We start from the raw sequence: 24476 nt of genomic DNA on the forward strand, positions 1-24476 counted from the left end.
CAACCTGTTTTAACAAAAAAGCAGCAGACATAAACGTCTGCTGCTTTACATCCTAAACAAAGCTTGTACAAAACAATTACCTAACTTCTACCCAGCCTTTTTTAATCGCTGTCACAACGGCCTGTGTACGGTCGTTAACATTCATTTTTTGTAAAATATTGCTAACATGGTTTTTTACTGTTTTTTCACTAATATAGAGCGCCTCACCGATAGCACGGTTGCTTTTTCCATCCGCAAGGAGCTGAAGTACTTCACATTCCCGACGAGTAAGCAAATGAAGCGGGCGGCGTACTTCTGTTTGTTGGAAACCCTTTCCTTTCCCTTCATCATTAGCAAGACGGCGGTAGTCAGAAATCAAGTTATGTGTAACACGTGGATGCAAGTAAGAGCCACCATCAGAAACCACTTTGACCGCTTCAATTAATGCGTCTGCATCCATTTCTTTCAGCAAATACCCCATAGCCCCAGATTTTAAAGCATGGGTCACATAATTTTCATCGTCGTGGATAGAAAGGATAATCACTTTCGTATCTGGGAATTTCACTACAAGTTCACGTGTCGCTTCTACACCATTTACCTCTGGCATATTAATATCCATTAAGACAACATCTGGATGAAATTGTTCAATCAGATGTACGGCATCTTTACCGTCGTCCCCTTCAGCTACTACTTCAAAAGATTTTTCAAACTCTAAAATCCGCTTAACCCCTTCACGGAATAATTGATGGTCATCAATAATAACGATTTTCGTTGTCATTCGTCTTTCCTCCCTTAATCGCTCTTACTCTACAATCGGAACGCGGATCATAACGATCGTTCCGTCATTCGGCTTGGAATGAATAGAAAGGTCGCCTTCTAACAATTCAAGACGCTCTTTCATCCCCATAATGCCGAATGAACTTGATTTTTTTTCTCTTATATCAAAACCCCGGCCGTTATCTTTAATAACAGCCAGCACTTGATGTGCTTTTATTTCCAATTTAACGTTAATAGATGAGGCCTCTGAATGCTTCAGCGCATTTTGCACAGATTCTTGTATGAGACGAAACATGGCCACTTCCAATTTGGATGGGAGACGTCTTTCATCTCCCATGTTTATAAACTGAATTTTTGTTTGCTTATTTAATGATTGAACATGCTCTTCAACGGTTGCTAAATATTTTTTCAATGTTGGAACGAGACCAAGGTCGTCAAGAGCCATTGGACGCAAATCATAAATAATCCGGCGGACTTCATATAAAGCGGAACGAACCATCTGTTTCATATTACGAATTTCCTTAAATGCTTCATTCACGCCCCGCTCTCTATACAGCCGCTCAATTAAATCAGATCGAAGCAGCACATTCGCCATCATTTGAGCAGGGCCATCATGTATTTCACGCGATAACCGTTTCCGCTCTTCTTCCTGCGCCTCCATGATTTGCAAGCCGAATTCTTGTTTTAAACGGGCATCCTCCAATACTTCGCCGATTTGCTTCATATCTTGTGTTAAATAATTTAAGACAACGGATACTTGGGAAACAAGATGTTCTGCTCTGTCAATTGTCGATTCGATAGTCGACAGCCGTCTTTCCAAATCGTTTCTTTTCTCAAGGAATTGCTTCTCCTTTTGTCTCGAAACGAGCAGCTTCACTTGCAGATCGTGAGCTTTTTCGTATGCTTTACGGACAGCCTCTTCAGAATATGTATGAAAATTTCGGCTCACTTCTGATAATCGGTTTCTTGCTATTCTAACCTTTTGTTCTAAATCATCCTGCTCAGCAATCAAAGTATGTACTTGAATGCGAACTTGTTCGAGTTCTCCAAGCAAAGATTCATAGTCGCGTCTGCTCTGCTCAGCAATCGCGAATAATTCTCCTTTGCTTTGGTCTACTGTTACAACCATTTTTCTTAGAATGGTATCTAAAAGTGATGTATTGGCATTCTTAGCAGCCATTAGGCAATCCCTTCCTCGACAATCCTATTTTACCTTCATTTCATCTGTATCACTATGATGAGGATAGGCTTTTGTATAAAATCCCACTAAAAGACCTTTTAAAATTAAAAATATTGGAAAATAAAGGTACGTTTCGACCTAAATCTTTAATATGCTTTTTTCATTCCATTAGGTCCTCTTTACCACTTTAACCTGACTTCCCTATGATTATACACATTAAGGATGCGTTCATTATATCATGCCTAAATTTCCTACACATTAAAGTTTAATTACTATTGCGTTAAAAAGATTTCCGTTTTACGTATAAAGATATTATCGCTTTGCTCCTTTTCTGTTTTCATATATCATAAGAATGATTAGTACCCATTTTCCTGTCGATTAAACTTATTATTTTAGAAATTTTTAATTTTTATTGGAGGAATGAATCTTGCTCCCTTATTATTATACAGTTAAAGGATATGGTGAAGAGGAAATCATCATTCAAAAATCACGCTTTATTGCTCACGTCAATCGCGCAGAAACGGAAGAACAGGCGCAGCAGTTTATCGCTGACATTAAGAAAAGAAATTGGAATGCGACGCACAATTGTTCCGCCTATATGATTGGTGAAAAGGATCAGATCCAGAAGGCCAACGATGATGGAGAACCAAGCGGCACTGCCGGCCTCCCTATTCTTGAGGTATTAAAAAAACGCGGCTTAAAAGATACGGTTGTCGTCGTCACTCGCTATTTTGGCGGGATCAAACTAGGGACAGGCGGACTGATCCGCGCGTACGGAAAATCCGCTTCAGAAGGGATTAATGCTGCTGAAGTAGTTGAACGCCGGCTTATGCAAATTATGGAAGCATCACTCGATTACACGTGGCTTGGTAAAGTGGAAAATGAGCTGCGTTCATCTGTTTATACGATTAAAGACATTCATTATCTTGATAAAGTAACAGTGGAGACGTTTGTTGAGGAAAGCCAAAAGGAAGACTTCACTAACTGGATGACAGAATTAACGAATGGGCAAGCCCAAATAAAAGAAGGTTCTCTCCTTTATCAAGAAAAGGTTGTCAAATCTTTGTAAATTTTTAAGAATTGGCTTAAAAATTAAATTTACGCCCATTGCATTTCATAGTAAAATGGTACTTGGCCTTTGGAAAATGACAATTATTGAATGTAATGATTCCTTGCCATATTACCCTATTTAAAGGAGATACAATTTATGTCGTCAGATAGACAGCGTTTGCAAAGGCGCAAGAGACAGAAGCGAAAGCGCCGCATCGCATTCTTTATCCTATTGCCTATCGTATTCCTTACATTTACAGCTGCAGGTTATGGTGCCTTTCTATACAAAAAAGCAGAAACGATTTTTACCGGTTCTTACATGGATGATGGCCGTAAAAAATCTGATTTGCGGGATGCAAAAGTCCATCCAATTAAAGATAATATTTCTATTTTATTTATTGGAATTGATGAAAGCGATGTACGCACAAAGGAAGACAAGTCACGTTCAGATGCCTTAATGCTGGCTACGTTAAATGTGAAAGATAAATCCATTAAATTACTTAGTATTCCACGTGATTCATATGTGTACATTCCAAAAGTCGGCTACAAAACAAAGATCAACCATGCCCATGCTTATGGCGGACCGAAAGCTACCATCGATACAGTGGAAGAATTACTAGATGTACCCGTTGACTACTATGTCCGCATGAATTTCTATGCTTTTATGGATGTAGTCGACGCATTAGATGGCATTAAATTTAATGTTCCGTATAAATTGTCAGAAAAAGACTCTAACGACAGACATAATGCGATCCAGCTGGAGCCCGGCCTTCAGGAATTAAACGGAGAAGAGGCGCTCGCTTTGGCACGTACGCGCCATTATGACAGCGATATTGAACGCGGCAAGCGTCAGCAACAGCTGTTGCGAGCCGTTGTTAAAAAAGCCACTTCTTTTAACTCGATTACAAAATACGATGAAATTCTCGAAGCAGTCGGTTCTAACATGACAACGAACATGACATTTGGTGAAATGAAAGCTCTCATTAATTATGGAAAATCGGGAGATATCGACTTTGAATCCCTTACTTTAAAAGGGACAGATGACAAAATGTCGAATGGCGCTTATATTTACCGTCTTGACGACGAAGACCTTGAAGTGATTAAACGCAAACTTGCTCGTCATCTTGAACTTGATTAAGAAAAAGATCCATCCGTTGCTTTAGAGCAACGGATGGATCTTTTTTATTTTATTTAATTCTTTTTAACGCGAACGCGCATAAAATTGAGGAGCGGTTTGTAGTTGGAACTGACAAGACCAATGCTTTCAACGAATAACTCAATGGCAATGACGATGACTGCCATCATAATAAAAGCTCCCCAAATGGTTGCCATGGAGAAAATAACAGCCGCTAAGCCGAACATAGAAGCAATCGCATAGATGATAATGACGACTTGCTTGTGAGTGTATCCCATCCGCAGCAAGCAGTGATGAAGATGCGATTTATCCGGTGCCGATAAAGGCTGTTTGTTCACCTTTCTTCTAATAATTGCAAAAAACGTATCAGAAATCGGTACACCGAGAATAATAATTGGGATAATTAGTGAAATAACGGTAATATTTTTAAAGCCAAGCAAGGAAAGGACGGCAATAATGTAACCAAGAAACAAGGCGCCTGTGTCTCCCATAAAGATTTTAGCCGGGTGAAAGTTGTAACGTAAAAAGCCGAGCGTGCTTCCTAAAACGAGCAAAGCTACACTCATTACGTATACATCGCCTTTCATGAAAGCCATCAGGCTGATCGTCAAGAGCGCAATCGACGAAACCCCTGCTGCTAACCCATCCAATCCGTCAATTAAGTTAATGGCATTAGTGATACCAACAATCCAAAGAATGGTTAACGGTACACTAAGAAATCCAAACTCCATTTCGCCGCCAAACGGCAAGGTAATGAACTCCATTTTCACTCCGCCGTACAACACAACGATGAGAGCAGCAAGCAGCTGGCCTCCAAGTTTCGCTTTTGCCGATAGCTCAAACCGATCATCCAGCATGCCGGTTACAATAATAATGAAGCCGCCCACTACGATCGCAGAATTAAATGGCGACTGTGGCTTCAGCAAAAACAAACCAATCATAAAGCTAATAAATATTGCTAGCCCACCCATACGAGGCATAATCTTTTCATGGACCTTCCGGTGGTTTGGCTTATCCACTGCTCCGACAGCTATTGCCATCTTTTTAACGAGCGGAGTGATCACAAGCGATAATAAAACACAGATCGCAAAGACTAGGGAAACCATGAAGTACCTCCTTCAGCTATATACAAACACGTTTTACATTGTAGGTTCAATAAAAATTGGCGGTGATTAAATAAATATTATCCGCTTATTTTATGTTGTCTCATAAATTCATTTCCCTTCAACATTATAATGGCAATTTAAAATAACTTCCATAAAAAATAAGCAAAAATTCACTTATCCATCGTGCAAACGAGGTCTGTTCTTGTCCATCAATCTAGCTGAAACCATTCACTTTTCAAGATGTGCAAGCAGGCGAGCAGTAAAGAAAGCAAGCGTTAATCTGCAGCATGTAATTTTTCTTTTTCCTGCTTTTAAGATTCTTTAAACACCTTTCCCGTTGGATTTTAATAGAAACATTGTTTTGTTTTTACAATGTTTTAGATATATTAGTCATTCCCCTCTACTTTTGGTAAAATAGAATAATGATTCATGGTCCCAAACTCACATAATTGAAAATTCTCCAAGGGAGCGTAAAGATAGATGATTTCGTTTTTTAAAAAGCTGAGTGACTCGAACGATCAGCGTTTAAAGAAATATTACAAAATAGTGGAAAAGATTAATGCCCTCGAACCTAGTTTTGAAAAGTTTTCTGATGAAGAATTAGCCCATATGACCGTTGTCTTTAAAGAAAGGCTGGCAAATGGCGAAACAGTCGATGACATCAAAGCTGAAGCCTTCGCTATTGTCCGCGAAGCGTCTAAACGAGTGCTCAGCATGCGTCACTATGATGTTCAATTAATCGGCGGTATGGTGTTAACAGAAGCGAACATTGCCGAAATGGCAACAGGAGAAGGAAAAACGCTTGTTGCTTCTTTGCCAAGCTATTTGCGTGCCTTGGAAGGAAAAGGAGTACATGTCATTACGGTAAATGATTATTTGGCAAGCCGTGACCGGGAGACTATCGGTCCACTTCACGAGTTCCTGGGGCTGACAGTTGGGCTTAATTTGCCTATGATGGATCCGGCTGAAAAACAAAAGGCTTACCAGGCCGACATCACATACGGTGTCGGGACAGAATTCGGTTTTGATTATTTGCGCGACAATATGGTATGGCATCCTTCGCAGCGTGTGCAGCGTCCGTATCATTTCGCTATTATCGATGAGGTCGACAGCGTCTTAATTGATGAAGCCAAAACGCCTTTAATTATCGCTGGCAAAATGCCCGCAAGCGCTGACCTTCACGTCATTGGTTCGCGCGTCGCTAGCCGCTTCATCAGGGATGAAGATTATCATCTTGATGACGAGACAAAAGCTGTCAGTTTAACAGAACAAGGGATCGAAAAAGTCGAAAAAGCATTTGGCATCGACAATTTATACGAGCTAGAGCACCAAACCTTGTACCATTACATGATTCAAGCGGTGCGTGCGCACGTCATGTTTGAACGCGATGTGGATTATATCGTAAAAGACGGAAAAATTTTGCTCGTTGATATGTTTACCGGACGGACAATGGAAGGACGGACATTAAGCGATGGGCTTCATCAAGCTCTTGAGGCAAAAGAAGGCTTAGAAATTACAGAGGAGAATAAAACGCAAGCCTCCATTACGATTCAAAATTATTTCCGGATGTATCCTCACCTCTCCGGCATGACAGGTACGGCCAAAACAGAGGAAAAAGAGTTCCAGCAAGTCTATAACATGCAAGTCATTCAAATTCCGACGAATCGTCCTAAGCAACGGATCGATATGCCGGATAATATTTATGCGACCGAAGAGGCAAAATATAAAGCTGTCACAGCTGAAGTAATAAAGCGGCATGCTAACGGTCAGCCGATCCTTGTCGGTACGACTTCTATCCTTCAATCTGAAAAAGTAGCTGAATATTTCAAAGAAGCCGGCTTATCCTTTGAGCTGCTTAACGCCAAAAGTGTCGAACAGGAAGTTGAATTAATTTCAAGATCCGGTCAGAAAAATCACATTACGATTGCGACCAACATGGCGGGCCGCGGTACAGATATCCTTTTAGGGGAAGGAGTCGCCGAACTTGGCGGACTTTTTGTACTAGGAACAGAACGTCATGAAAGCCGTCGGATTGATAATCAGCTTAAAGGGCGCTCTGGCCGTCAGGGTGATCCAGGAGCGAGCCAATTCTTTATTTCATTTGAAGACACTATGTTCCGCCGCTTTGCAAAAGAAGAATTAGAAAAGCTTGAGAAAAAGCTGCAAACAGATGAAAATGGCCTTGTTCTCAATAAAAAAATGTCTGAGTTTGTAGATCGTGTACAGCGCATTGTTGAAGGAGCTAACTTCTCTATGCGTGAATATAATTTAAAGCTAGATGACGTCATCAATGAACAGCGCGGTATTATTTTTGGATTGCGCAATAAAGCAGTTGACTTAGACGAGCACTTTGACCGTTTTCTTTCTATCCTGAAGGAAGCTGTTCAAGACGAAATAAGCCTCCTGTGCCCGGAAGATGAGTCTTCAGATGAATGGCAGGTAGATCAGCTTGCCGGTAATCTTAGTGCTTTGTTAGGCAGCCATCCCGTTCAGTTGCCTGAGGAAGTGATAAGCAGAAAAGAAATTGAGGAAATCGCGGAACAAGCTGTATCGGCCTATGTCGAACAGTTAACTGCAGCATACGAACCAGAATGGGATCAGTACATTAAGCGGATCATCCTTTCTACGATCGACCGTCTTTGGGTCGAACATTTGGAGAATATGACGCGTTTAAAAGAAGGCATTGGCCTTCGCTACTACCAACAGGAAGACCCAATGAGAATTTACGCACGTGAAGGCCTTCAAATATTTACAGACATGCATCACCAGCTCCAAAAAGAGATCGCTATCCAATTCGGTCATCTCGTTAAGGACTTAAATCATAAGGAGTTGCAATAACTATGTTTTCATTTTTTAAAAAGAAAAAAAGTGATTCAGATAACTTGAAAAATGACGGACGCGAAAGCGCGGTCGCTTCTAGTGAATTAACTGATAGTGCAACAGCTGAATCAGCTGAAGAAGTAGAAACAGAGCTTTCTCTTCATCCAGCCTCCAATGTACCGAAAGAGCAAATGTATGTTCTGCGCTTTTTGAACAATGAGCTCCCTCCCCTAAAAGCGAACCAGCTGTCTTTGTCTGGTATTGAATGGGATGAACAGCCAGCAGGCTTAGCCGTTTCCGCCTTTGTGCGTAACTCGGTAGACAAAGGAATTAAGCTCGGCGATGTGCCGCTTTTACTAATCAATGAGAAAAATGAAGTAAAAGCAAGACATGATTTTAACTTAGCTGAGGTAGGTGAAATTCCGGCTAAAAGCAGCCGCCCATGGACATTTATCTTTCCAGCTTCTTCAGTCAATCAGCAAGTGGAGCTTGAAAAGGAAAACTGGACATTGGCATTTGACTTAACTTCAAAAGAACATAAACTGGATTTAGCCGATTCTTGGGAAGAGGCGTTGCCGGAAGAAGAAAAAGAAAAGCTGCAGCAAATTGTTCAGCAGCTCGGTGTTCCCGGGAAGGATGAATTGAATTTTACTGGGTTGCAGGCGAAGCTGGCGGAGGACGGCAAATTTCATGTCACTGTTCTTATTCGCAATGGCTATAGCCGCCTGATTAACATTGAACAGCTGCCGCTGCAAGTATTGGACAGCCAAAAACAAGTAATTGCTGAAGGACAGTTCAACTTGGGCAGCTTGGAGATTAAACCAAACACAACAAAACCTTGGTCTTTTATTTTCCCAAAAGAACTAGTAAAAAATGAAACTCCTGATCTTTCAAGCTGGAGTGTGCAAGTAAAAAACAATTAATTAGTTAGATTTAAAGTTTCTCAAGCTGCCGCTTATGATCGGCAGCTTCCTTTTTAAGACTCTATTTTCACTACAGGCAACCCGGTATCCTCCTTGTCACGTGTGTTCCTGCGGGACTCACTAAGACCTCACACTTCCTTCCTCTACAATTAACTGTGTAAAAAACAATATTAGCACAAATAAAAAGGACCTTATTTAGGCCCCTTCCAACATTCATTTAGTTTGAAATACTTCCAAAATAGCTGAAACAGTTCTTTCACGGCCTTCCGAAGGTCTATTTAGAACTTTCGCTTTACTAGAGCCGACTGCTCTCCCTGTCATGGTTGTGGAACCGCCTCCATCTAGGTTGAGTGCTTGATAGGCTCCTATACTTTTTAAATAACTAGCAAACTCTTTAAGAGTCATTCCCGCACGTCCTTTTTGACGGCCATCTACAGTAACAAAGTATACTTTTTTGCCAGATTGATCAACCATCACAGCTGAACGTGGTGCTCTTGCTCGTGAGTTCGGGCTCTTTTCTGACATGGTCATCATGACTTTGCCTTTTTGAACGAGGAGAGGACCACTTGCAAGCATAAAATGACTGTCTTTCCACTTCTCTTCTATATCAATTGTCAATGAAACGGGATCACCTGGCTTTAACGACTTTAAAAGCTGATTTTTTTCTCCATGTGCTGATAGCACAAATCCGTTTTTCGGAATGATAGAGCTTGAGCGCTCGCCGTATTTTCTAATAGCTGTTACCCTTCCTGTGACAGTGTCGCCAAATACAGCCCCGGGATCCAGCTGCTGATCCAGCCCATCAACGGTAACTTCATAGCCATATGGATTCGTTCTCGTATTGTTAAACTTCATGCTTCTTGTATAAAGAATTAACTCATCTTTTTCACGAGATTCATTATAGCCTGGTATAGAAAGGGAAGTGCCTTCAATTTCTGCCGTAATAGGCAAATGGAATTGATCAATTACGGCAAAGCCATTTTGCTTTAAACCAAATGCCGCTGGCACGTACATATAATCATTGTAGCTATTAGATACGGCTCCAAGGTTATCTAGCTGCCCTTCTTTTGCTAGCAAATAGGCTGGCTCTCTCGTACTAAAGTGAAAAAAGGAAGCATTAATAGCCCCTAGCTGTCTTTGACCCGCTTCCATCTTACGATTTGAAAGGGCCGAGACCTTATCAAGACGATAGTATGGCACTGGCAAATGATACGTGACACTATGCCCTCTCTTCGTTAAATCGATCCCCATAATATTAATAGCCTGGTAGTTTCCATTAACTTTCGTATAGACATTTCTCCAGTTGACACCATTACTCAATGCTGTTGTTTTTGCCAGGCCTTCCAGCGGAAAAGCCAGCATTAGGACAATCCATAAAAGCAATAGTCCTGTTTTTTTCTTTTGCAATCCCTATGTCCCCCTCTATTTACTCAACTAGTACAATTATACCAAACTAAAAGCCTTTACCACCCAACTTTTACCAAAATAAAAAGAAAAAGCATCTGCTCATTAAGAGCAGATGCTTTCGGGCCATCCAACCGTTGCCACTTTATTATTATCAAATTACAAAACAGAAAACTATACTTTTATTGTACCATATCCCAACATTTTCACAAGAAATATTTTCATATAATGGATATATTGTCTTAAATAATAGATTCTATTTATTTACCATTCTATTCAGTGTAAAGATAAAGTAACAAAGACAAGGAGAGCAAATATTTCTGCCCCCTTGTCTTTATTAATAAAATCTCTTAAAGCTGTCAAACCGCTGTTTAAAATAAGCATTGTCTAAGCTTGTGATCGTGATGCCCTGCGAGGAGCTCGCCTGGATAAATTGGTTGCCCCCAATGTATATTCCCATATGAGAAATGCCCTGTTTGTACGTGTTTACAAAGAAAACAAGATCCCCTGCTTGAGGCTTATTTACATAATAAGAGCGACTATAGTAGCCCTCCGTATTCGTTCGAGGAACATTTTTTCCAGTTTTATTAAAAACATAGTAAATAAAACCGCTGCAATCAAAGCCTGAAGGTTGAGCGCCTCCCCAGACATACGGAATACCGAGATGTTTTTTCGACTCTGCGATTAACGCAGCAACTGAAAAAGGAACGCTAGAGAATTCCGGTTGGCTTGACGGTGACTGACTGCCACTTGTTTCTTTACCTGTTACTTTCAGTTTTTGTCCAACAAATATAGAATCTGATGTTAAGTTATTAAGCCTCTTCAACTCGGCCAAGCCCATATTGTATCTTTTGGCAATCAAACTTAAGGAGTCGCCGCTTTTCACTGTATACGTTCCTGTTGCAGAAGGATTTGTTACGGGCGGAGACGGCTTTGGTGTTGTTGGTACCGGTGCAGGAGCCGCTGGCTGCCCGCTGATTTTTAACTTTTGACCGACGAAGATAGCGTCTGATGTTAAGTTATTGAGCTGTTTTAGCTCCGTTAAGCTCATTTGATATTTTTGGGCAATCCGGCTTAGTGAATCGCCGCTTTGTACTGTGTACACCCCGGATTCAGTTGGCTTCGTTACAGGAGAAGCTGGCTTTGGCGCTGTGGGTGCAGGGGACGGCTGCTTGGCCTGTCCACTTACTTTTAACGATTGGCCGACAAAGATGATGTCAGATGTTAGATTATTCAGCTGCTTCAATGCAGCTAGACTCATTTGATATTTTTTAGCGATCGCACTAAGTGAATCGCCGCTCTTTACTGTGTAAGCTCCTGGTGAAGAAGGCTTTGTCACAGTTGAAGACGGTTTTGGAGGTTGCGGCGCTACGGCAGCCGGTTTTCCATTTACCTTTAATTTTTGGCCTGCGTAAATAAAATGAGACGTCAGCCCGTTTAATTTTTGCAACTCGGCAACGGTCATATTATGTGCTTTTGCAATGGCACTAAGCGAATCACCGCTCTTTATCGTATACGTGCTGACTGAAGCCATTTTAACGCTTACGGCTGATGGTTCCCTTCCCGAAGCTGCTGGACTGCTTACCTTTAGCTCTTGTCCAGCGTAAATGATATTATCTTTTAATCCATTTAATTCCCGCAATTGAGCATCATCCATTTGATATGCTTTTGCGATAGCCCCCAATGTGTCGCCACTGTGAACGATATAGATTCCTGTGGCTGACGTTTGCTTTACAGGTGCCTCTACTGCAGGCTTGGCTGCTCTCGTATGGGACTCGGCTTCTGGGAGCGGCCGTTGAACAGCAGCCGACTGGCCGGCCGCTGGTTTTGCATATACTTTTAGCTCCTGTCCAACATAGATCGTTTGATCTCCGAGATGATTCAGGCTTGTTAATTCAGTTTCTTTCATTTGATAAAGCTTCGCAATCGAGTAAACGGTTTCTCCAGCTTGAACAGTATGTGTTCTTTCTGAAGTTGCTACAGCATTTCCGGAGACTTGAAGGACCTGATTTTCCTGAAGCTGATCCTTTTCCAAATGGTTTAAAGCTTTAAGCGTATGAACATCCATTTCATATTGCTTAGCAATACTGGACAATGTTTCACCGGGTTTGACGACATGCTGTTCAGCTGCATGAACCATCGTGGCTGCCCCGGTGGAAAAAAAAGCAGCAGTTGATAGCGTAAATAGTTTTTTTCTCATCACAAACCCCTTATTACTGGATTGAATCCGTTTCAGGCTATTGACAAACACTCACTTTCTTCATTGCTCGTTTGTCTGTAGCAGCCACTCCGCTCCTCACCAAGCTTCACCGTGGCTTAACAAACGCTTTCAACCAGCCTAGCAGCATGAACAATAAACTTTTATCTGCAGCCTGCAACGGACCATCCGTTTTCTCTTTTTATCGGTTATTTTTCATTTTTTTTAATTTCGACAGCTAGCTTTCTACATGTTACTTCTACAACAGGCAAAAATACCCTTCTTAAATATGAAAAAAGCCGCCGAAAAAACGAGAGCCTTCGTTTTTTCTGACGACTAGTTAGTTGTTTTAAGAGTTCATTTCTTTCCACTTAAGAAAGATTTGTTTGCTTATCCCAATAGCTGCCTTACTTCCCCCTGCTTCTTCTGCTCCTTCTACCATAAGGGCCATGATAAAGGCGGGGTTCTGCTGATCATACGCAACAAAAAGTCCATTTTCTTTTCCGGTTATGCCTTGTTCCATTTTTATTTCAGCTGTGCCGGTCTTGCCGGCGATTGCAAAGCCTGGTAAATCGGCTTCTTTAGCTGTTCCTTTTTGGACAACAAGCCGCAGATCTTGCTTTAACAAATCAGCTGATTCTTTGGAAAGAAGGTCTTTTTTCCACACTTCTGGTTTTGCTTCCGCATAAAGCTGAGGCTTCATGATTACGCCATCATTGACAATTGCATTATAAGTGGAGGCAAGATGCAGCATGCTTGTTAGCACTTCCCCTTGTCCATACCCTGTATCGCCGAGCAAAATTTCTTTATCTAGCGTCCCGCTGTTAGAGATCTGCGATGCCCGTATTGGATAGGCAAACGGGAATTTTTCTCCTAAGCCAAATGAGCGAAGTCCGTTTGTCATGTTGTCTTTTCCTGCTTCAATGGCGGTTTGTGCAAAATAAATATTATCAGAGTAGATAAAAGCCTTCTGGAGATTTACCGGTTCACCTGGATCTTTCACCCTTGTGACGGAATAGCTGCCCCACGAAGCATCCTTTTGCCACTTCAGCCCTTTAATCGGCCGTTCTTTTGCCGGATCAAGCGTGCCTGCTTTCAACGCAATGGCTGCTGTAATTGGTTTAATAGATGAGCCAGGTGCATAAGTAGCGGCGAAGCGGTTTAAAAGCGGTTTAGCCGGATTATTTTCAAGCTGCTGATAACGACTGCCTGATACACCGAGAACAAACTCGTTCGGATCGAAGGCTGGAGAGCTTGCTAATGCCAATACTTCACCGGTTTTCGGATTAACAGCCGCCGCGGTTCCAGGCTTTCCTTTAAATTGCTCATACATCATCTTTTGCAGTTCAGCATCCACGGCCACTTTTATGTCTTTGCCGTTTTTCGGAGCCTTTTCTGCAACCGTTATAGGCTCGCCCTTCTCTTTTTCAATGTATATTTTTTTGCCGTCCTGTGCCCGCAGCTGATCTTCCAATAATTGCTCTAATCCCCGTTTTCCTACTTTATCTTGTGCACTATATCCTTTTGACTTTAGCTTTTTGAGCTCTTCGCTGTTAATGTCGCCAATATAGCCGGTTAAATGTCCAAGCGCTTCTTTATATGGGTATTGGCGCATTGTTATTTCTTCTGCCGCCGCTCCTGGTATCGCCCGGAGCTGTTGCAGCTTTTGTTCCTCATAGGCAGATAATTCTTTTAACGGGACAAAATAGCCCGGCTGTACCCAGCTTTGCTGCAGCTGTTTATCAATAAATTCCGTTGTCACACCGAGCAAGCTGGCTAATTTGCTTTTAGCCGCCGAATTATCATCTATTTCGCCAGCTTGGACTCCGGCTGAGTAACCATGGCCGTTAACAGCTAGCGAGTTGCCATTGCGATCAAAAATCTGGCCGCGGCTGCCTTTCGTTGTCTTGATTCGAATCTTATCGCCCGCCTCCATTTGAGGAAAGATATAAGAAGCGTCCCAATCAATAAACCATTCCTCTTTCTTATCTACTTCTCCCTTTTTCAAGACGGCCTTCTTCTCAAACGAAACAGGTCCTGCACTTGTATCCATTTTTACTTTGATCGGAAGAACCGCTTTGTCCCCTTTCCAATCTTTTTCTTCTTTCGCAAGTGAGGTCACTTTTATATTTTTTACTCCTAAACTCTCATAAATCGTTTCATAGCGATCTACATAATCCTTTTCTTTTACTTGTTTTTTGCTAGAAGGAGCGACATAGCTTTTATACATCTCTGCAAACTTTTCATCGTTCCACAGCTTTGTATACTCGCTTAGCCGTTCTTCCGGTGAAGCTAGTTTGTTACAGCCAGCTAGACTGAAAAGCAGTATAAACAGGCCGGTTAAAAACAAATATTTCCTCATCCTTTCACCCCCGGATTTACATTCAGCGATCTTTCACTGCCTCTTCTCTTTATTATAACAAACATCGTATCAGACAAAGTTTATTTTATAGGTTCTCGTTTACCAGCAATAGCGGAAGGAGACAAGCTTCTTCTAAGTTTATTGGTAAACCCTGTTTTCCATCCTGTCAGGCTTTGCCTTTCAAGGCGCGAAGCCTGGCGAGGAGCGGAATGGCCATAAGGGCCATGAGCACCAAAGGCGGGTGAGCAACGAAGAAAGCGAACGTTTGCCAACAGCCTGAACGCCAGACACTTAAGTGCCTGGCGTTGTCTGTTTGGCGTGAGAGACATAGCTGTGCAGCACCATGCCAATCACAATTAAAATCATCCCGATCATCGAAATCGGGGCTGGTAAAGGGGCAGCGAGCAATACCATTTCTCCGATCACCGCAAATAACACTTCCAGTGATTGCGTTGCTTCTACTGCTCCTAGCTTACTCATGCTGCCTCTAACAAGGTCAGTCGCTGCAAAAAACAAGACCGTTGCAAACACGCCCGAAAAGAGGGCGACAAGACCTGATTGGACGACTTGGCTTTTACTCGGCCATCCATCTGTGTAGACAGCAATACTTGATAAAATGAGCCAAAAAGGCAAACTCGCCAGTGTCATCCCAAGTACACGCTGATAAGCATCAAGACGGTTAGAACAAACATCCATCATTTTACGATTGCCGAGCGGATAGGCAAAGGATGCAATAACGATTGGCACAATACATAATAAAACAGCCTGTAATGACAGCTGACGCGCCTGTTCCGCCTGCATAAGAGCGACACCAGCCAATATAATAAGTGACATGGCAAGGCCTCTGTATGGGATTTTCCCTCTTACTCTTTTTGGACCGCTTGGCGTTTGAATCGTTATGTAAAAAAGCGGTACTAAGAGTGAGCCGGAAATAATAGTCACTTGCCATGTGCCTGCAATAAGCCATCCAGGTCCGTAAGCGGCTGCAAAACAAAGCGGTGCATAAAATAAACCAAACCCTATAATGCTCCAGAGCAGCCAGGCAGAAGGGCTTCTTCTCATTTCAGAAAATAGCGAACTAAAGCCTTTTCTCCAGCCGACAATGATGGCAAGCAACGGCACCATAAACAAGTAGCGCAGGGAAGCACTCCACATCCAATTGCCTCCCTCTGCCTCCATTAGTCGATTTAACACAAATGTAAAAGCAAAGAAAAAAGCAGAAAGTACACCTAACACAATTGGTCTCATCCAAAATCCCCCAATAACAATCAAACCTTCCTGCCCTCACTATAACGTATCTTTAAATTTGCACGCAATGAAAAATTTTCAGAAAGTGAATGGCTTAGCGCTTTACAGCAATAAGGGACTGACCCTAGTGCTATAAAGCGCTGGGGCCAGTCCCTCTGTTTTCATTATGCCCAGTAGGCGAGTGAGCGTTTTTTCATCATTTCGCGATTTTGCTCGGTTGTTTTAGTGAGGACTTGTTCTGTTGCCATGTCAACGATGACACCATATCGGCGGATTAGGTCTAATTGATCGATTTCACCGCTGCGATATTTAGCGATAACACTGTCCATATCTTCTTCGAGCCAGCCAGCACGCGAAGCGCGAATAAATTGTCTTTCTTCTTTTGTTGCTTCCTCATCAATTTCAAATAAATCAATCTCTCTATCAATCTCGCGAATAACGACACCATAGTCTTTTTTCGCACGTTCAATCGAAACATATTCATCAATAACATCCTCGAGCACCGCTTTTGGATCACGCTCGAGCGGATCGCCAAGTCCGCCTCCGCCTGCCGATGGTCTTGTGAACATATCACCTTTTTTCAATTTAATGTTCGAGAAAATGGCACCTAAAAATTTCCTATCTTCTGTATCTTTATTTAACCAAGCACCATGCGGAGTAGACGGAAGTCCACCGAAGATTCCCCATGTGACAGAACGGGAGCGGTCGCAGCAATAAGACATTACGGTATCATTCGCATCTGTTAATATCCCGCCTTTTTCGACCCCGCAGCCACCGCGGAATTGTCCTGGACCAGCCGAATCTGTCACGATTTCGTGTTTCGTTGTAATTACTGGAGAAAGACGCTCCTGTCCTTCACATGGCTGAATGCTGAGGCCTACGCCAAATACTGGAGACAAGGCGTTTGCTCCGTCACGCTTATCACGGCCTCCGTGCCCGCCTGCCATCCAGTCATACCACATAAAGTAGTTATCATAGCCTTGGCGCTTATCCCAGCCGCCAATTAATAAATACTCTAAGTTGAACGAGCAGGCAAGGGCGCGCTCTGGCATAACATGAGACCAAAGCTCAAAGCAGGCATTCATAATTTTTTCATAGGCACCGGAACAGAAACCTGTTACAGCAACCGGCCACGCTGCATTCACGACTGAGTTTTCCGGCAAGTCAACATGCACGACACGGTAGAAGCCGGAGTTTAACGGAATATCCGGGAAAAAGGTTTTCGTACCGGCATAAGCAGCAGACAGCGAAGAACCAAATGCTGAGTTCAAGAAACAGCCGATATAGTCATGGGAACCAGCTAAGTCGTAAAAGATCTCATCACCTTTAATAGTCATTTTCACTTTAATCGGGATGAGACCATCACCTACTTCGGGATCCATGTCAATATAATCCGTTGTCTCCCACTCGCCGTCTGGAAGAGCAGCTACTTTCGCCCGCGCCAGGCGTTCTACGTAATCCTGCACCTCCGCAAAAGCGGTTAAAATGGTATCTAATCCGTATTTTTCAACAAGAGCCAACAACTGTGTCTCACCTGTTTTTGTCGCTTCTGTCTGAGAGCGCAAGTCGCCGAGACGCTCTTCTGGCAGCCGCATGTTGGAAACAAGCACGTTCGCTACATCGTGCAAATATTCGCCCTTTCTCCAAATACGCAGCGGAGGAATTCTTACCCCTTCTCCGTAATGGTCTTTTGACGTAATATCAAAAGAGCCCGGCACAGAACCGCCCATATCTGCCCAGTGACCGTTCAGCTGCATGAAAGCAATCAGCTTATCTTCATAAAATACCGGACGAATGACACGTGTATCGTTAAAGTGTGTACCGCCGCGATACGGGTCATTGACGATAAAAACGTCTCCCGGATGAATATCATCGCCGAAATCCTCGATAACAGCTTTTGCTGTTAAATGAAGCGTGCCGACGTGAACAGAAATATCTTGCGTTCCCTGCATCACTGTATTTCCCTCTGCATCACATAAAGCAGCACTAAAATCACGGTTATAAATAACGAAGGAATAACAAGTTCTTAATACTTGCTCAGACATTTGGTCAACTAAGTTGACGAAACCATTTTTTAAAACCTCAAATGTAACAGGATCTAATTGGCTTTCAAATACTTTGCTCATACTCCCACCCCTTTAGTTAGCTAATGTTGGTACTGTTTCGTCTGTTTGATTTTGACTTTTTTCTTTGTTTTTTGTGAAGGACATAATGATGTTGCGATATTCATCTACTTTTACTGTGCAATACGGAGGTACAACAACCGTTGAATCAAGCTGATCAATAATAGCTGGACCGGAGAACTCAGATAGAACAGGAATTTTCACCCGGTCGTAAACAGCCGTTTCAATAAAGCCGTCCGCTTCTTCAAAATACACTTCACGTGTTTCTTTTAATGCTTCTTCTAACGTTCCTGATGGCTCTTCTTTATTGAATTCCGGCTTCTCTACCGTTCCGATCGCCTCGACACGCAAGCCGTAAATTTCAATGCCCGTTTCCTCGTCTCTGAACGCGAATTCACGTTCATGCTCTTGATGGAAACGTTCAACTGCATTTTCAAGTGATTGCAGCGGTCGATCCACCGTGACAGACAATGTTCTCCACTGGCCTACATAGCGCATATCAACGTAGCGGATTAAATTCATGTTTTCTGGCGCAATGCCTTCTTCTTCAAGCAAGCTGATGGCTTCTTTTTCCATCTCAATAAACTCTTTTTCCACGTCATCTTTTTCAATTTCTGCCACATTCGCCAAATATGTTTTCGTTACATCATGACGAACATCAACGAGTAAACAGCCCATTGCTGCTGCTACGCCCGGATGAGCCGGCACGATAACGTTTGGTATTTCCATCTCTTTCGCCAATTCCGCTCCGTGAAGGGCGCCCGCACCACCGAAGGCAACAAGAGCAAAATCACGCGGATCATAACCGCGGCGCACAGAAATTAAGCGAAGCGCGTCACACATATTCGCATTAGCCACTTTAATAATTGCATCGGCTGCTTCATACACGTTATAGCCCAATTTCGAAGCGACCGTCTTCTCAATCGCTTTAACAGCCGCTTCTTTATCCAGTGTCATTTGGCCATCAAGAAGCTTCGTTCCTAACCGGCCAAGTACGACGTTTGCATCTGAGTTTGTCGGCTCCGTTCCACCTCGTTGATAACAAGCGGGTCCAGGTACAGCACCAGCACTTTGCGGACCATTGCGTAAAGAGCTGCCTTCATCGATCCATGATAAGCTTCCGCCGCCAGCCCCGATCGTTAAAATTTCAATGCTTGGGAAGCCAATTGGATAGCCGTATTCAATGTACCAATCTTTCGTTACACGCAAATCGTTATCATACATTAAAGAAATATCTGTACTTGTTCCGCCCATATCCAGCCCGATGGCATTTTTGAATCCACACATGTTGGCAATATGTTTACTTGCGATGGCTCCTGCTGCAATTCCGGAGCTTGCCAGGCGAGCTGCATAGCGGGGAACCGTTTCAGACGTCATCACGCCGCCGCCAGAGTGAAGAACAAGAATGTCACCTTTGTAACCAATTCCCTTCATTTCCTCTTCCAGCACTTTAATATACTTGCTAATAGTCGGACCAAGAACTGCATTCACAATCGTTGTACTCATCCGCTCATGTTCGAAGATTTCCGGCAATGTTTCAGAAGACGTACAAATGTATACTTCCGGCATCTCTTCTTGTAAAATATCTTTTACGCGTTTTTCATTATCACCGTTTACATAAGCATTCATGAAACAGATCGCAATAGATTCTACTTGACGTCTTTTTAATACTCTCGCCAGTTCACGCACTTCTGCTTCGTTTACCTCTGTCATAATATTCCCAGCGAAATCTACCCGCTCTGTTATCTCAAAACGATCACGGCGTTTAATATAAGGCTCTGCCACATCATTATAAGCATCCCACAGATCAAGCTTCGTCCCGCGGCGGATTTCCGTTACGTCGCGGAAGCCTTTCGTCGTCACAAGTGCAGCTTTTGGCAATTTTCTTTCAATCAGCGCGTTTGTTCCAACTGTCGTACCATGAGAGAACATCGCGATTTGATCACCTGTCAGCTTTGCTTTGGCGATTCCATCCATCATTCCCTTTTCCGGATTAGACGGTGTAGAAGACGTCTTCGTTACGTGGATTTTTCCTGTTTTTTCATCAAATATGAACACATCCGTAAATGTTCCTCCAACATCAACAGCTACATGGTATTTACTCACTTCATCGCCCCCATTGTTTATTAATAAAATGAATGATTCATTTATAAAAATGTTTCTCTGCTGCCTTTCTAGTGCTTTTGGGCACCACCTCCCAAAATGAGTGTTAAGACTGAATATTCTGAACTAACTTTCGGCAGCAAGCGCTGAATTACGCTTGCTGAACGGTCATTTTTACTTTTTCAATGAGCTGTTCTTTTTCACGGCGCAGCTGGAAAGCCTGCTCAACGGTCACCGCATGAAAGCGGACAACAGAGTGCGGCTTCGCCTGTGAGAGCACACTAAGGTCTGGGCTGATCACGGTGCCTGTTGTCACAAAGCCGCCGCCACCCGTGCCATCATTCAGTAAAATGATGAGCTCTTCCTCGTTTGGCACAATGACACCGCCAATAGGATAAGGAATATCAACAATGTTGCCCGGACTGTTTCCGGATCCAAATGGGGCAGCCTCTTTTTTATAACGGACACGCCCTCCGTACAGCCGATAAGCTACTCTGTTGGACTGTGTATGAATAGTCCATTCTTGATTGAGCAGCCCCGTTAACCCCTCGTCACTGATTCTTTCACTGGCAATGCCTAATACGAGATGAAGATCAAGCTGCCGGTTAAAAACAGGCTTGATTTCATTTGGTATGCTTTTTCCAACTTGTCGAAGAACGCCCGGAAGCGGTTCATGAAGCGGAAGCTGATCACCCTTTAACAGCTTTCGGCCGAGCACGCCGGGAAAGCCGCTGGCAAAGCAGGCAGAACGGCTGCCCAAAATTTCCGGTGTGGCGAGCCCTCCGGAGACAGTAAGGTAAGTAAAGATCCCATCGCAAATCTTCCCCACTATCAGCACATCTCCCGCTGATACAGCTATGGGCTGCCAAAGCGGAATCACTTCCCCGTTTAATTTCACTTCTGCTGACGCCCCCGTTAGGGCAATGACGGTCTTTTTTTGAAATTCAATGACCGGGCCCGTTAACATCATTTCTAAACCAGCATAGTCAGGCGGATTGCCAAGGAGGGTATTTCCTAGCAAAAAAGAATATTTATCTGCTGCTCCAGATGGAGGAACGCCCATATGGTAGTGGCCAAACCGGCCAGTATCTTGAATAGTTGTCTTTAATCCTGGTTCAAGTATGTTGAGCACGGTTTAAAACCCCTCCATCAGTTGAGAAATGTAGTGATCACCCTTTTCATCATATTGCTCTACGGAAAATTCAATGGCCTTCACCTTGTATTCATATGTACGCTTTTCTACCTCTTCGCGGATATTATAATATTCCGCCTCTGTTATCGGTCGGTATTTCCATAGATCTCCCGGCTTGGCGAGAAAAAATGAATCCCGGAAGAGAGATAGATTTTGTCCCGGATCGTAGACAGGAACAGCCGCGATTCCAATCAGCTGATAGCTGCCGGTTGATTCCGTCGGATACACGACTGTGAAAGCGCCGCCGATTCCTAGCGCCTCCCCTGGTGTGTAGGACCGCGGACTTGGATATTTTGGTGCTTGAATGATTTTATTTTGCGGCACGCCAAGCGGAAATCCCCACGCTGTCCCTGGCTTGAAGCCAAGTGATGTAATAAAATAAGGCGGTGATGAGTGGGCCGCTATAAAAGCATCCGCCTCCGTGAATCCGTTCGCTCTCATAACATGTATAAAGTCATCCCCGCCTGCTTCTGGCTGAAGATGCTGGTATCTTTCAATCGTATTTTTTGTAATTTTGTCGTTGTACCAAACCGGAATTTCAATAATCCGGCTGCTAAAATACAATTCTGAGCGATGACTTTTTTGCTGGTCAATTTCCTGCAAATAATCCAACAAATGATGGGGAGAGATCGCCGTTGGATCATAACGGATTAAATAAGATGCATTGCTCGGATAAACTTCAATCATGCCAGGGATATTACGCTTCCTTAATTCATTAGTGATGGAAATGGCTTTAAAGTTGCTCTCGATTCTCATTTCTGTTGAAATTTCCGCGTAGATGTATTCATCTCCACAAAAGTCAAATTTAGTTTCCGGAAAAATTAGCATGTTGTTTTCTCCTTCATTTGGATGCCTTCTTCATTCTCCGGCTGACTGTCGAGGCGCTGACTCCCAGTGCATCTGACGCCTTGGCCGCTGTTTTGTATTTGCCGAGAGCCAGTCGTATCAACTGGTCTTCCACTTCCTGAACCGCTTCCTTCAGCGGCATAATTCCCCGGACAGTTAAGTGACCCGGCTCTTCCGACTCACTGTCCCAGACAGCCCGAAATACATCATCCCCAGAGATCACTTCCTGTTTTCCGATGACGACAAGCCTTTCCATCACATTTTGCAATTCCCGAATGTTCCCCGGCCACTGATAGCTTTCCAACAACTGCAATCCCTCCCTCGACAGCCTTTTTTCCTTATTGTAGGTTTCATTTAATTTTTCTAGGAAAGAAAGAGCGAGTGGAGCAATATCCTCTTTTCTTCTTCTTAACGGCGGGATTTGAAGCGGAACAACGTGCAGCCGATAAAATAAATCTTCACGGAATGTTTGGGTTGCGACCATTTTTCTTAAGCTTCTATTTGTTGCCGCTAAGACACGCACATCCACTTTAATAGGCACAAGACCGCCGACGCGGACAACCTCGCGTTCCTGTAAGACCCGCAGAAGCTTTACTTGCATATGGAGTGGGATCTCGGAAATTTCATCAAGAAAAATTGTTCCGCCGTCTGCCGCTTCGAATAGCCCTTTCTTTTTTTCTACGGCACTTGTAAAGGCACCCTTTTCATGTCCAAACAATTCACTCTCCAAGAGATTCTCAGGGATCGCACCGCAATTGATCGTCACAAACGGTGCCTCCGCACGCCGGCTATAAGAATGAATATGACTAGCCACTACTTCTTTGCCCGCTCCGGATTCTCCGGTAATTAACACAGTTGATTCTGTTTCTGCTACTTCCTTTAGTTTTTTCACAAGCTCTGACATTTCCTGTGAACGATACACTAGCTTTTTCGTTAAATCTGGCACCAACGAATGGTCGCTTTCTTCCTGTCTTCTCTCGGAAATTTCTTCTGTGCTGACATCACGAGAGAGAACAATGATTTTCTCCAATTTGCCTTTTTTCATGACCGGCGCTGCCGTCGATAGAATCTTTACATTCCGCCGGCTGCTTTGTGTTATGCTGATCCTCTGCTTTTCTTTTAAACAGAGATCCACAATGTTAGGCTCAAATAGACCTTTTGCTTCAAGCTCATAAATGTTTTGCCCAATTAATTCACCCTTTGAATAGGGCTGCCAAAAGTTTTCGAGAAAAGCACCAGCTATATTGGAAATCTCCCCAGACGGTTGTATCGCCATAATCTGCTCATTAGAGGCTGCATAAATCGTTTGCAGCTCCTCCGTAAGCTCACGGACAAACTCCAATCCGCTTACTGCTTTTTCTAAATGCTCCTGCAGGTAAAATACATGAACGACTCCCTCTATTTGCCCCTCATGATACACGGGTGAAAAGTGGCCCGTCATCTTTTTAAAATTAAAGGAACTGTCTATACCAAATTTCCTCTCGCCTGCCAGGATCTCTTCCAAATCCACATCCGCGGCAACGATTTTCCTATAATTTCTTCCTGCCAAGATCGAACGGGGCAATCCTAAAATCTGGCCGGCGGTCTCATTCATAAAATTCACTTCAAACTGCCGGTTTGTTGTGACAATACCGATTTCAGCACTGTTCAAGCTATGATTTAAAATCTCCAGCTGCAGCTCGGCAAGCTGGTTTTTTGCTTCTGGTATCGTGATGTAGCCTACTATTTCTCTCTGTTCATTCATGCCAGCAACGATATGGCAGTTGTGGCAAAACTCTACCCAGCTCGTTTCACGAACAAGAAGCAGGTCTTTTTTGTACTGAACCGGCTGATTCAATGACTCGGCTCCCTTTACTTGTTTCATTAAAGCACCAAGTGTGAGATAACCGACAAGTTCCTCTTTTTCATAAACAAATGCCGTCTGGCTCTCTTCCCGGGTAAGCAAGCTGATAGCATCTTGTACCGTCGCCTCACTTGATACGCCGGGTGGCAAAGGCAATAAGATCTCCTGCCATTTCCATCTCATTATGA

16 protein-coding genes are annotated in these 24476 nt (G+C 43.2%); 4 read left to right on the plus strand and 12 right to left on the minus strand.

The features are described 5' to 3' along the window. Nucleotides 1–76 precede the first annotated feature (76 nt). Both AC623_RS17710 and AC623_RS17715 read right to left on the minus strand, forming a co-directional pair. A complete protein-coding gene (locus AC623_RS17710) occupies nt 77–757 on the minus strand; it encodes a response regulator (protein ID WP_049664980.1) in 681 nt (226 codons plus the stop codon). A 24-nt stretch (nt 758–781) separates the two neighbouring features. Next, a complete protein-coding gene (locus AC623_RS17715; protein ID WP_049664982.1) occupies nt 782–1936 on the minus strand; it encodes a sensor histidine kinase in 1155 nt (384 codons plus the stop codon). A 427-nt stretch (nt 1937–2363) separates the two neighbouring features. On the opposite strand from AC623_RS17715, the gene AC623_RS17720 reads away from it, so the two are divergent. Together AC623_RS17720 and AC623_RS17725 are read left to right on the plus strand one after the other, a co-directional pair. Then, nucleotides 2364–3005: a YigZ family protein gene (locus tag AC623_RS17720; RefSeq protein ID WP_049664985.1), complete on the plus strand. Its 642-nt coding sequence runs from the start codon at nt 2364–2366 to the stop codon at nt 3003–3005. A gap of 138 nt (nt 3006–3143) precedes the next feature. Next, a complete protein-coding gene (locus AC623_RS17725) occupies nt 3144–4124 on the plus strand; it encodes an LCP family protein (RefSeq protein WP_049664986.1) in 981 nt (326 codons plus the stop codon). Between the two features lie 53 nt (nt 4125–4177). Here the strand turns inward: AC623_RS17725 and AC623_RS17730 are convergent, their stop codons facing one another. Further along, nucleotides 4178–5227: a glycosyltransferase family 4 protein gene (locus tag AC623_RS17730; protein ID WP_049664988.1), complete on the minus strand. Its 1050-nt coding sequence runs from the start codon at nt 5225–5227 to the stop codon at nt 4178–4180. Between the two features lie 480 nt (nt 5228–5707). Here AC623_RS17730 and secA2 point away from each other — a divergent pair, with 480 nt between their 5' ends. Together secA2 and AC623_RS17740 are read left to right on the plus strand one after the other, a co-directional pair. Further along, complete coding sequence (gene secA2, locus AC623_RS17735; protein WP_049664989.1) at nt 5708–8065, plus strand: accessory Sec system translocase SecA2; 2358 nt, start codon at nt 5708–5710, stop codon at nt 8063–8065. Nucleotides 8066–8067: 2 nt separating this feature from the next. Next, nucleotides 8068–8970 carry an accessory Sec system S-layer assembly protein gene (locus tag AC623_RS17740; protein WP_049664991.1) on the plus strand — a complete coding sequence of 301 codons (903 nt, stop codon included), beginning with the start codon at nt 8068–8070 and terminating at the stop codon, nt 8968–8970. Nucleotides 8971–9183: 213 nt separating this feature from the next. Here AC623_RS17740 and AC623_RS17745 read toward each other — a convergent pair whose 3' ends face one another. The 9 genes from AC623_RS17745 to AC623_RS17785 all read right to left on the minus strand — a co-directional run bounded on the left by AC623_RS17745 (nt 9184) and on the right by AC623_RS17785 (nt 24471). Continuing rightward, nucleotides 9184–10377, minus strand: coding sequence for a phosphodiester glycosidase family protein (locus tag AC623_RS17745; RefSeq protein WP_049664992.1), 1194 nt, complete (start codon nt 10375–10377; stop codon nt 9184–9186). A 334-nt stretch (nt 10378–10711) separates the two neighbouring features. Next, nucleotides 10712–12574 (minus strand): peptidoglycan endopeptidase, encoded by a 1863-nt coding sequence (locus AC623_RS17750; protein WP_049664994.1) that lies wholly within the window; start codon nt 12572–12574, stop codon nt 10712–10714. Nucleotides 12575–12920: 346 nt separating this feature from the next. Beyond that, nucleotides 12921–14933: a penicillin-binding transpeptidase domain-containing protein gene (locus AC623_RS17755; protein ID WP_049664997.1), complete on the minus strand. Its 2013-nt coding sequence runs from the start codon at nt 14931–14933 to the stop codon at nt 12921–12923. Between the two features lie 291 nt (nt 14934–15224). After that, nucleotides 15225–16181, minus strand: a complete 957-nt coding sequence (locus AC623_RS17760) for a DMT family transporter (RefSeq protein ID WP_049664998.1) — start codon at nt 16179–16181, stop codon at nt 15225–15227. A gap of 164 nt (nt 16182–16345) precedes the next feature. After that, entirely contained in the window at nt 16346–18307 is a 1962-nt protein-coding gene (locus AC623_RS17765) for a hydantoinase B/oxoprolinase family protein (RefSeq protein WP_049665000.1), read from the minus strand. A 12-nt stretch (nt 18308–18319) separates the two neighbouring features. Beyond that, on the minus strand, nt 18320–20410 hold the full coding sequence (locus tag AC623_RS17770; RefSeq protein WP_049665002.1) for a hydantoinase/oxoprolinase family protein: 2091 nt from the start codon (nt 20408–20410) through the stop codon (nt 18320–18322). Nucleotides 20411–20558: 148 nt separating this feature from the next. Further along, entirely contained in the window at nt 20559–21539 is a 981-nt protein-coding gene (locus AC623_RS17775) for a biotin-dependent carboxyltransferase family protein (protein WP_049665003.1), read from the minus strand. Between the two features lie 3 nt (nt 21540–21542). Beyond that, nucleotides 21543–22427: a 5-oxoprolinase subunit B family protein gene (locus tag AC623_RS17780; protein ID WP_049665006.1), complete on the minus strand. Its 885-nt coding sequence runs from the start codon at nt 22425–22427 to the stop codon at nt 21543–21545. A 13-nt stretch (nt 22428–22440) separates the two neighbouring features. After that, on the minus strand, nt 22441–24471 hold the full coding sequence (locus AC623_RS17785; RefSeq protein ID WP_156187073.1) for a sigma 54-interacting transcriptional regulator: 2031 nt from the start codon (nt 24469–24471) through the stop codon (nt 22441–22443). Between the last annotated feature and the right edge of the window lie 5 nt (nt 24472–24476).

The sequence above is a fragment of the Bacillus sp. FJAT-27231 genome (assembly GCF_001183975.1).
Lineage (GTDB): Bacteria > Bacillota > Bacilli > Bacillales > Domibacillaceae > Pseudobacillus > Pseudobacillus wudalianchiensis.

Coding starts and splice junctions, on each gene's coding strand:
- AC623_RS17710 (WP_049664980.1), bottom strand. CDS start 757: ATGACAACGAAAATCGTTATTATTGATGACCATCAATTATTCCGTGAA.
- AC623_RS17785 (WP_156187073.1), bottom strand. CDS start 24,471: ATGAGATGGAAATGGCAGGAGATCTTATTGCCTTTGCCACCCGGCGTA.
- AC623_RS17755 (WP_049664997.1), bottom strand. CDS start 14,933: ATGAGGAAATATTTGTTTTTAACCGGCCTGTTTATACTGCTTTTCAGT.
- AC623_RS17750 (WP_049664994.1), bottom strand. CDS start 12,574: ATGAGAAAAAAACTATTTACGCTATCAACTGCTGCTTTTTTTTCCACC.
- AC623_RS17780 (WP_049665006.1), bottom strand. CDS start 22,427: ATGCTAATTTTTCCGGAAACTAAATTTGACTTTTGTGGAGATGAATAC.
- AC623_RS17715 (WP_049664982.1), bottom strand. CDS start 1,936: ATGGCTGCTAAGAATGCCAATACATCACTTTTAGATACCATTCTAAGA.
- AC623_RS17740 (WP_049664991.1), top strand. CDS start 8,068: ATGTTTTCATTTTTTAAAAAGAAAAAAAGTGATTCAGATAACTTGAAA.
- AC623_RS17730 (WP_049664988.1), bottom strand. CDS start 5,227: ATGGTTTCCCTAGTCTTTGCGATCTGTGTTTTATTATCGCTTGTGATC.
- AC623_RS17760 (WP_049664998.1), bottom strand. CDS start 16,181: ATGAGACCAATTGTGTTAGGTGTACTTTCTGCTTTTTTCTTTGCTTTT.
- AC623_RS17765 (WP_049665000.1), bottom strand. CDS start 18,307: ATGAGCAAAGTATTTGAAAGCCAATTAGATCCTGTTACATTTGAGGTT.
- AC623_RS17725 (WP_049664986.1), top strand. CDS start 3,144: ATGTCGTCAGATAGACAGCGTTTGCAAAGGCGCAAGAGACAGAAGCGA.
- secA2 (WP_049664989.1), top strand. CDS start 5,708: ATGATTTCGTTTTTTAAAAAGCTGAGTGACTCGAACGATCAGCGTTTA.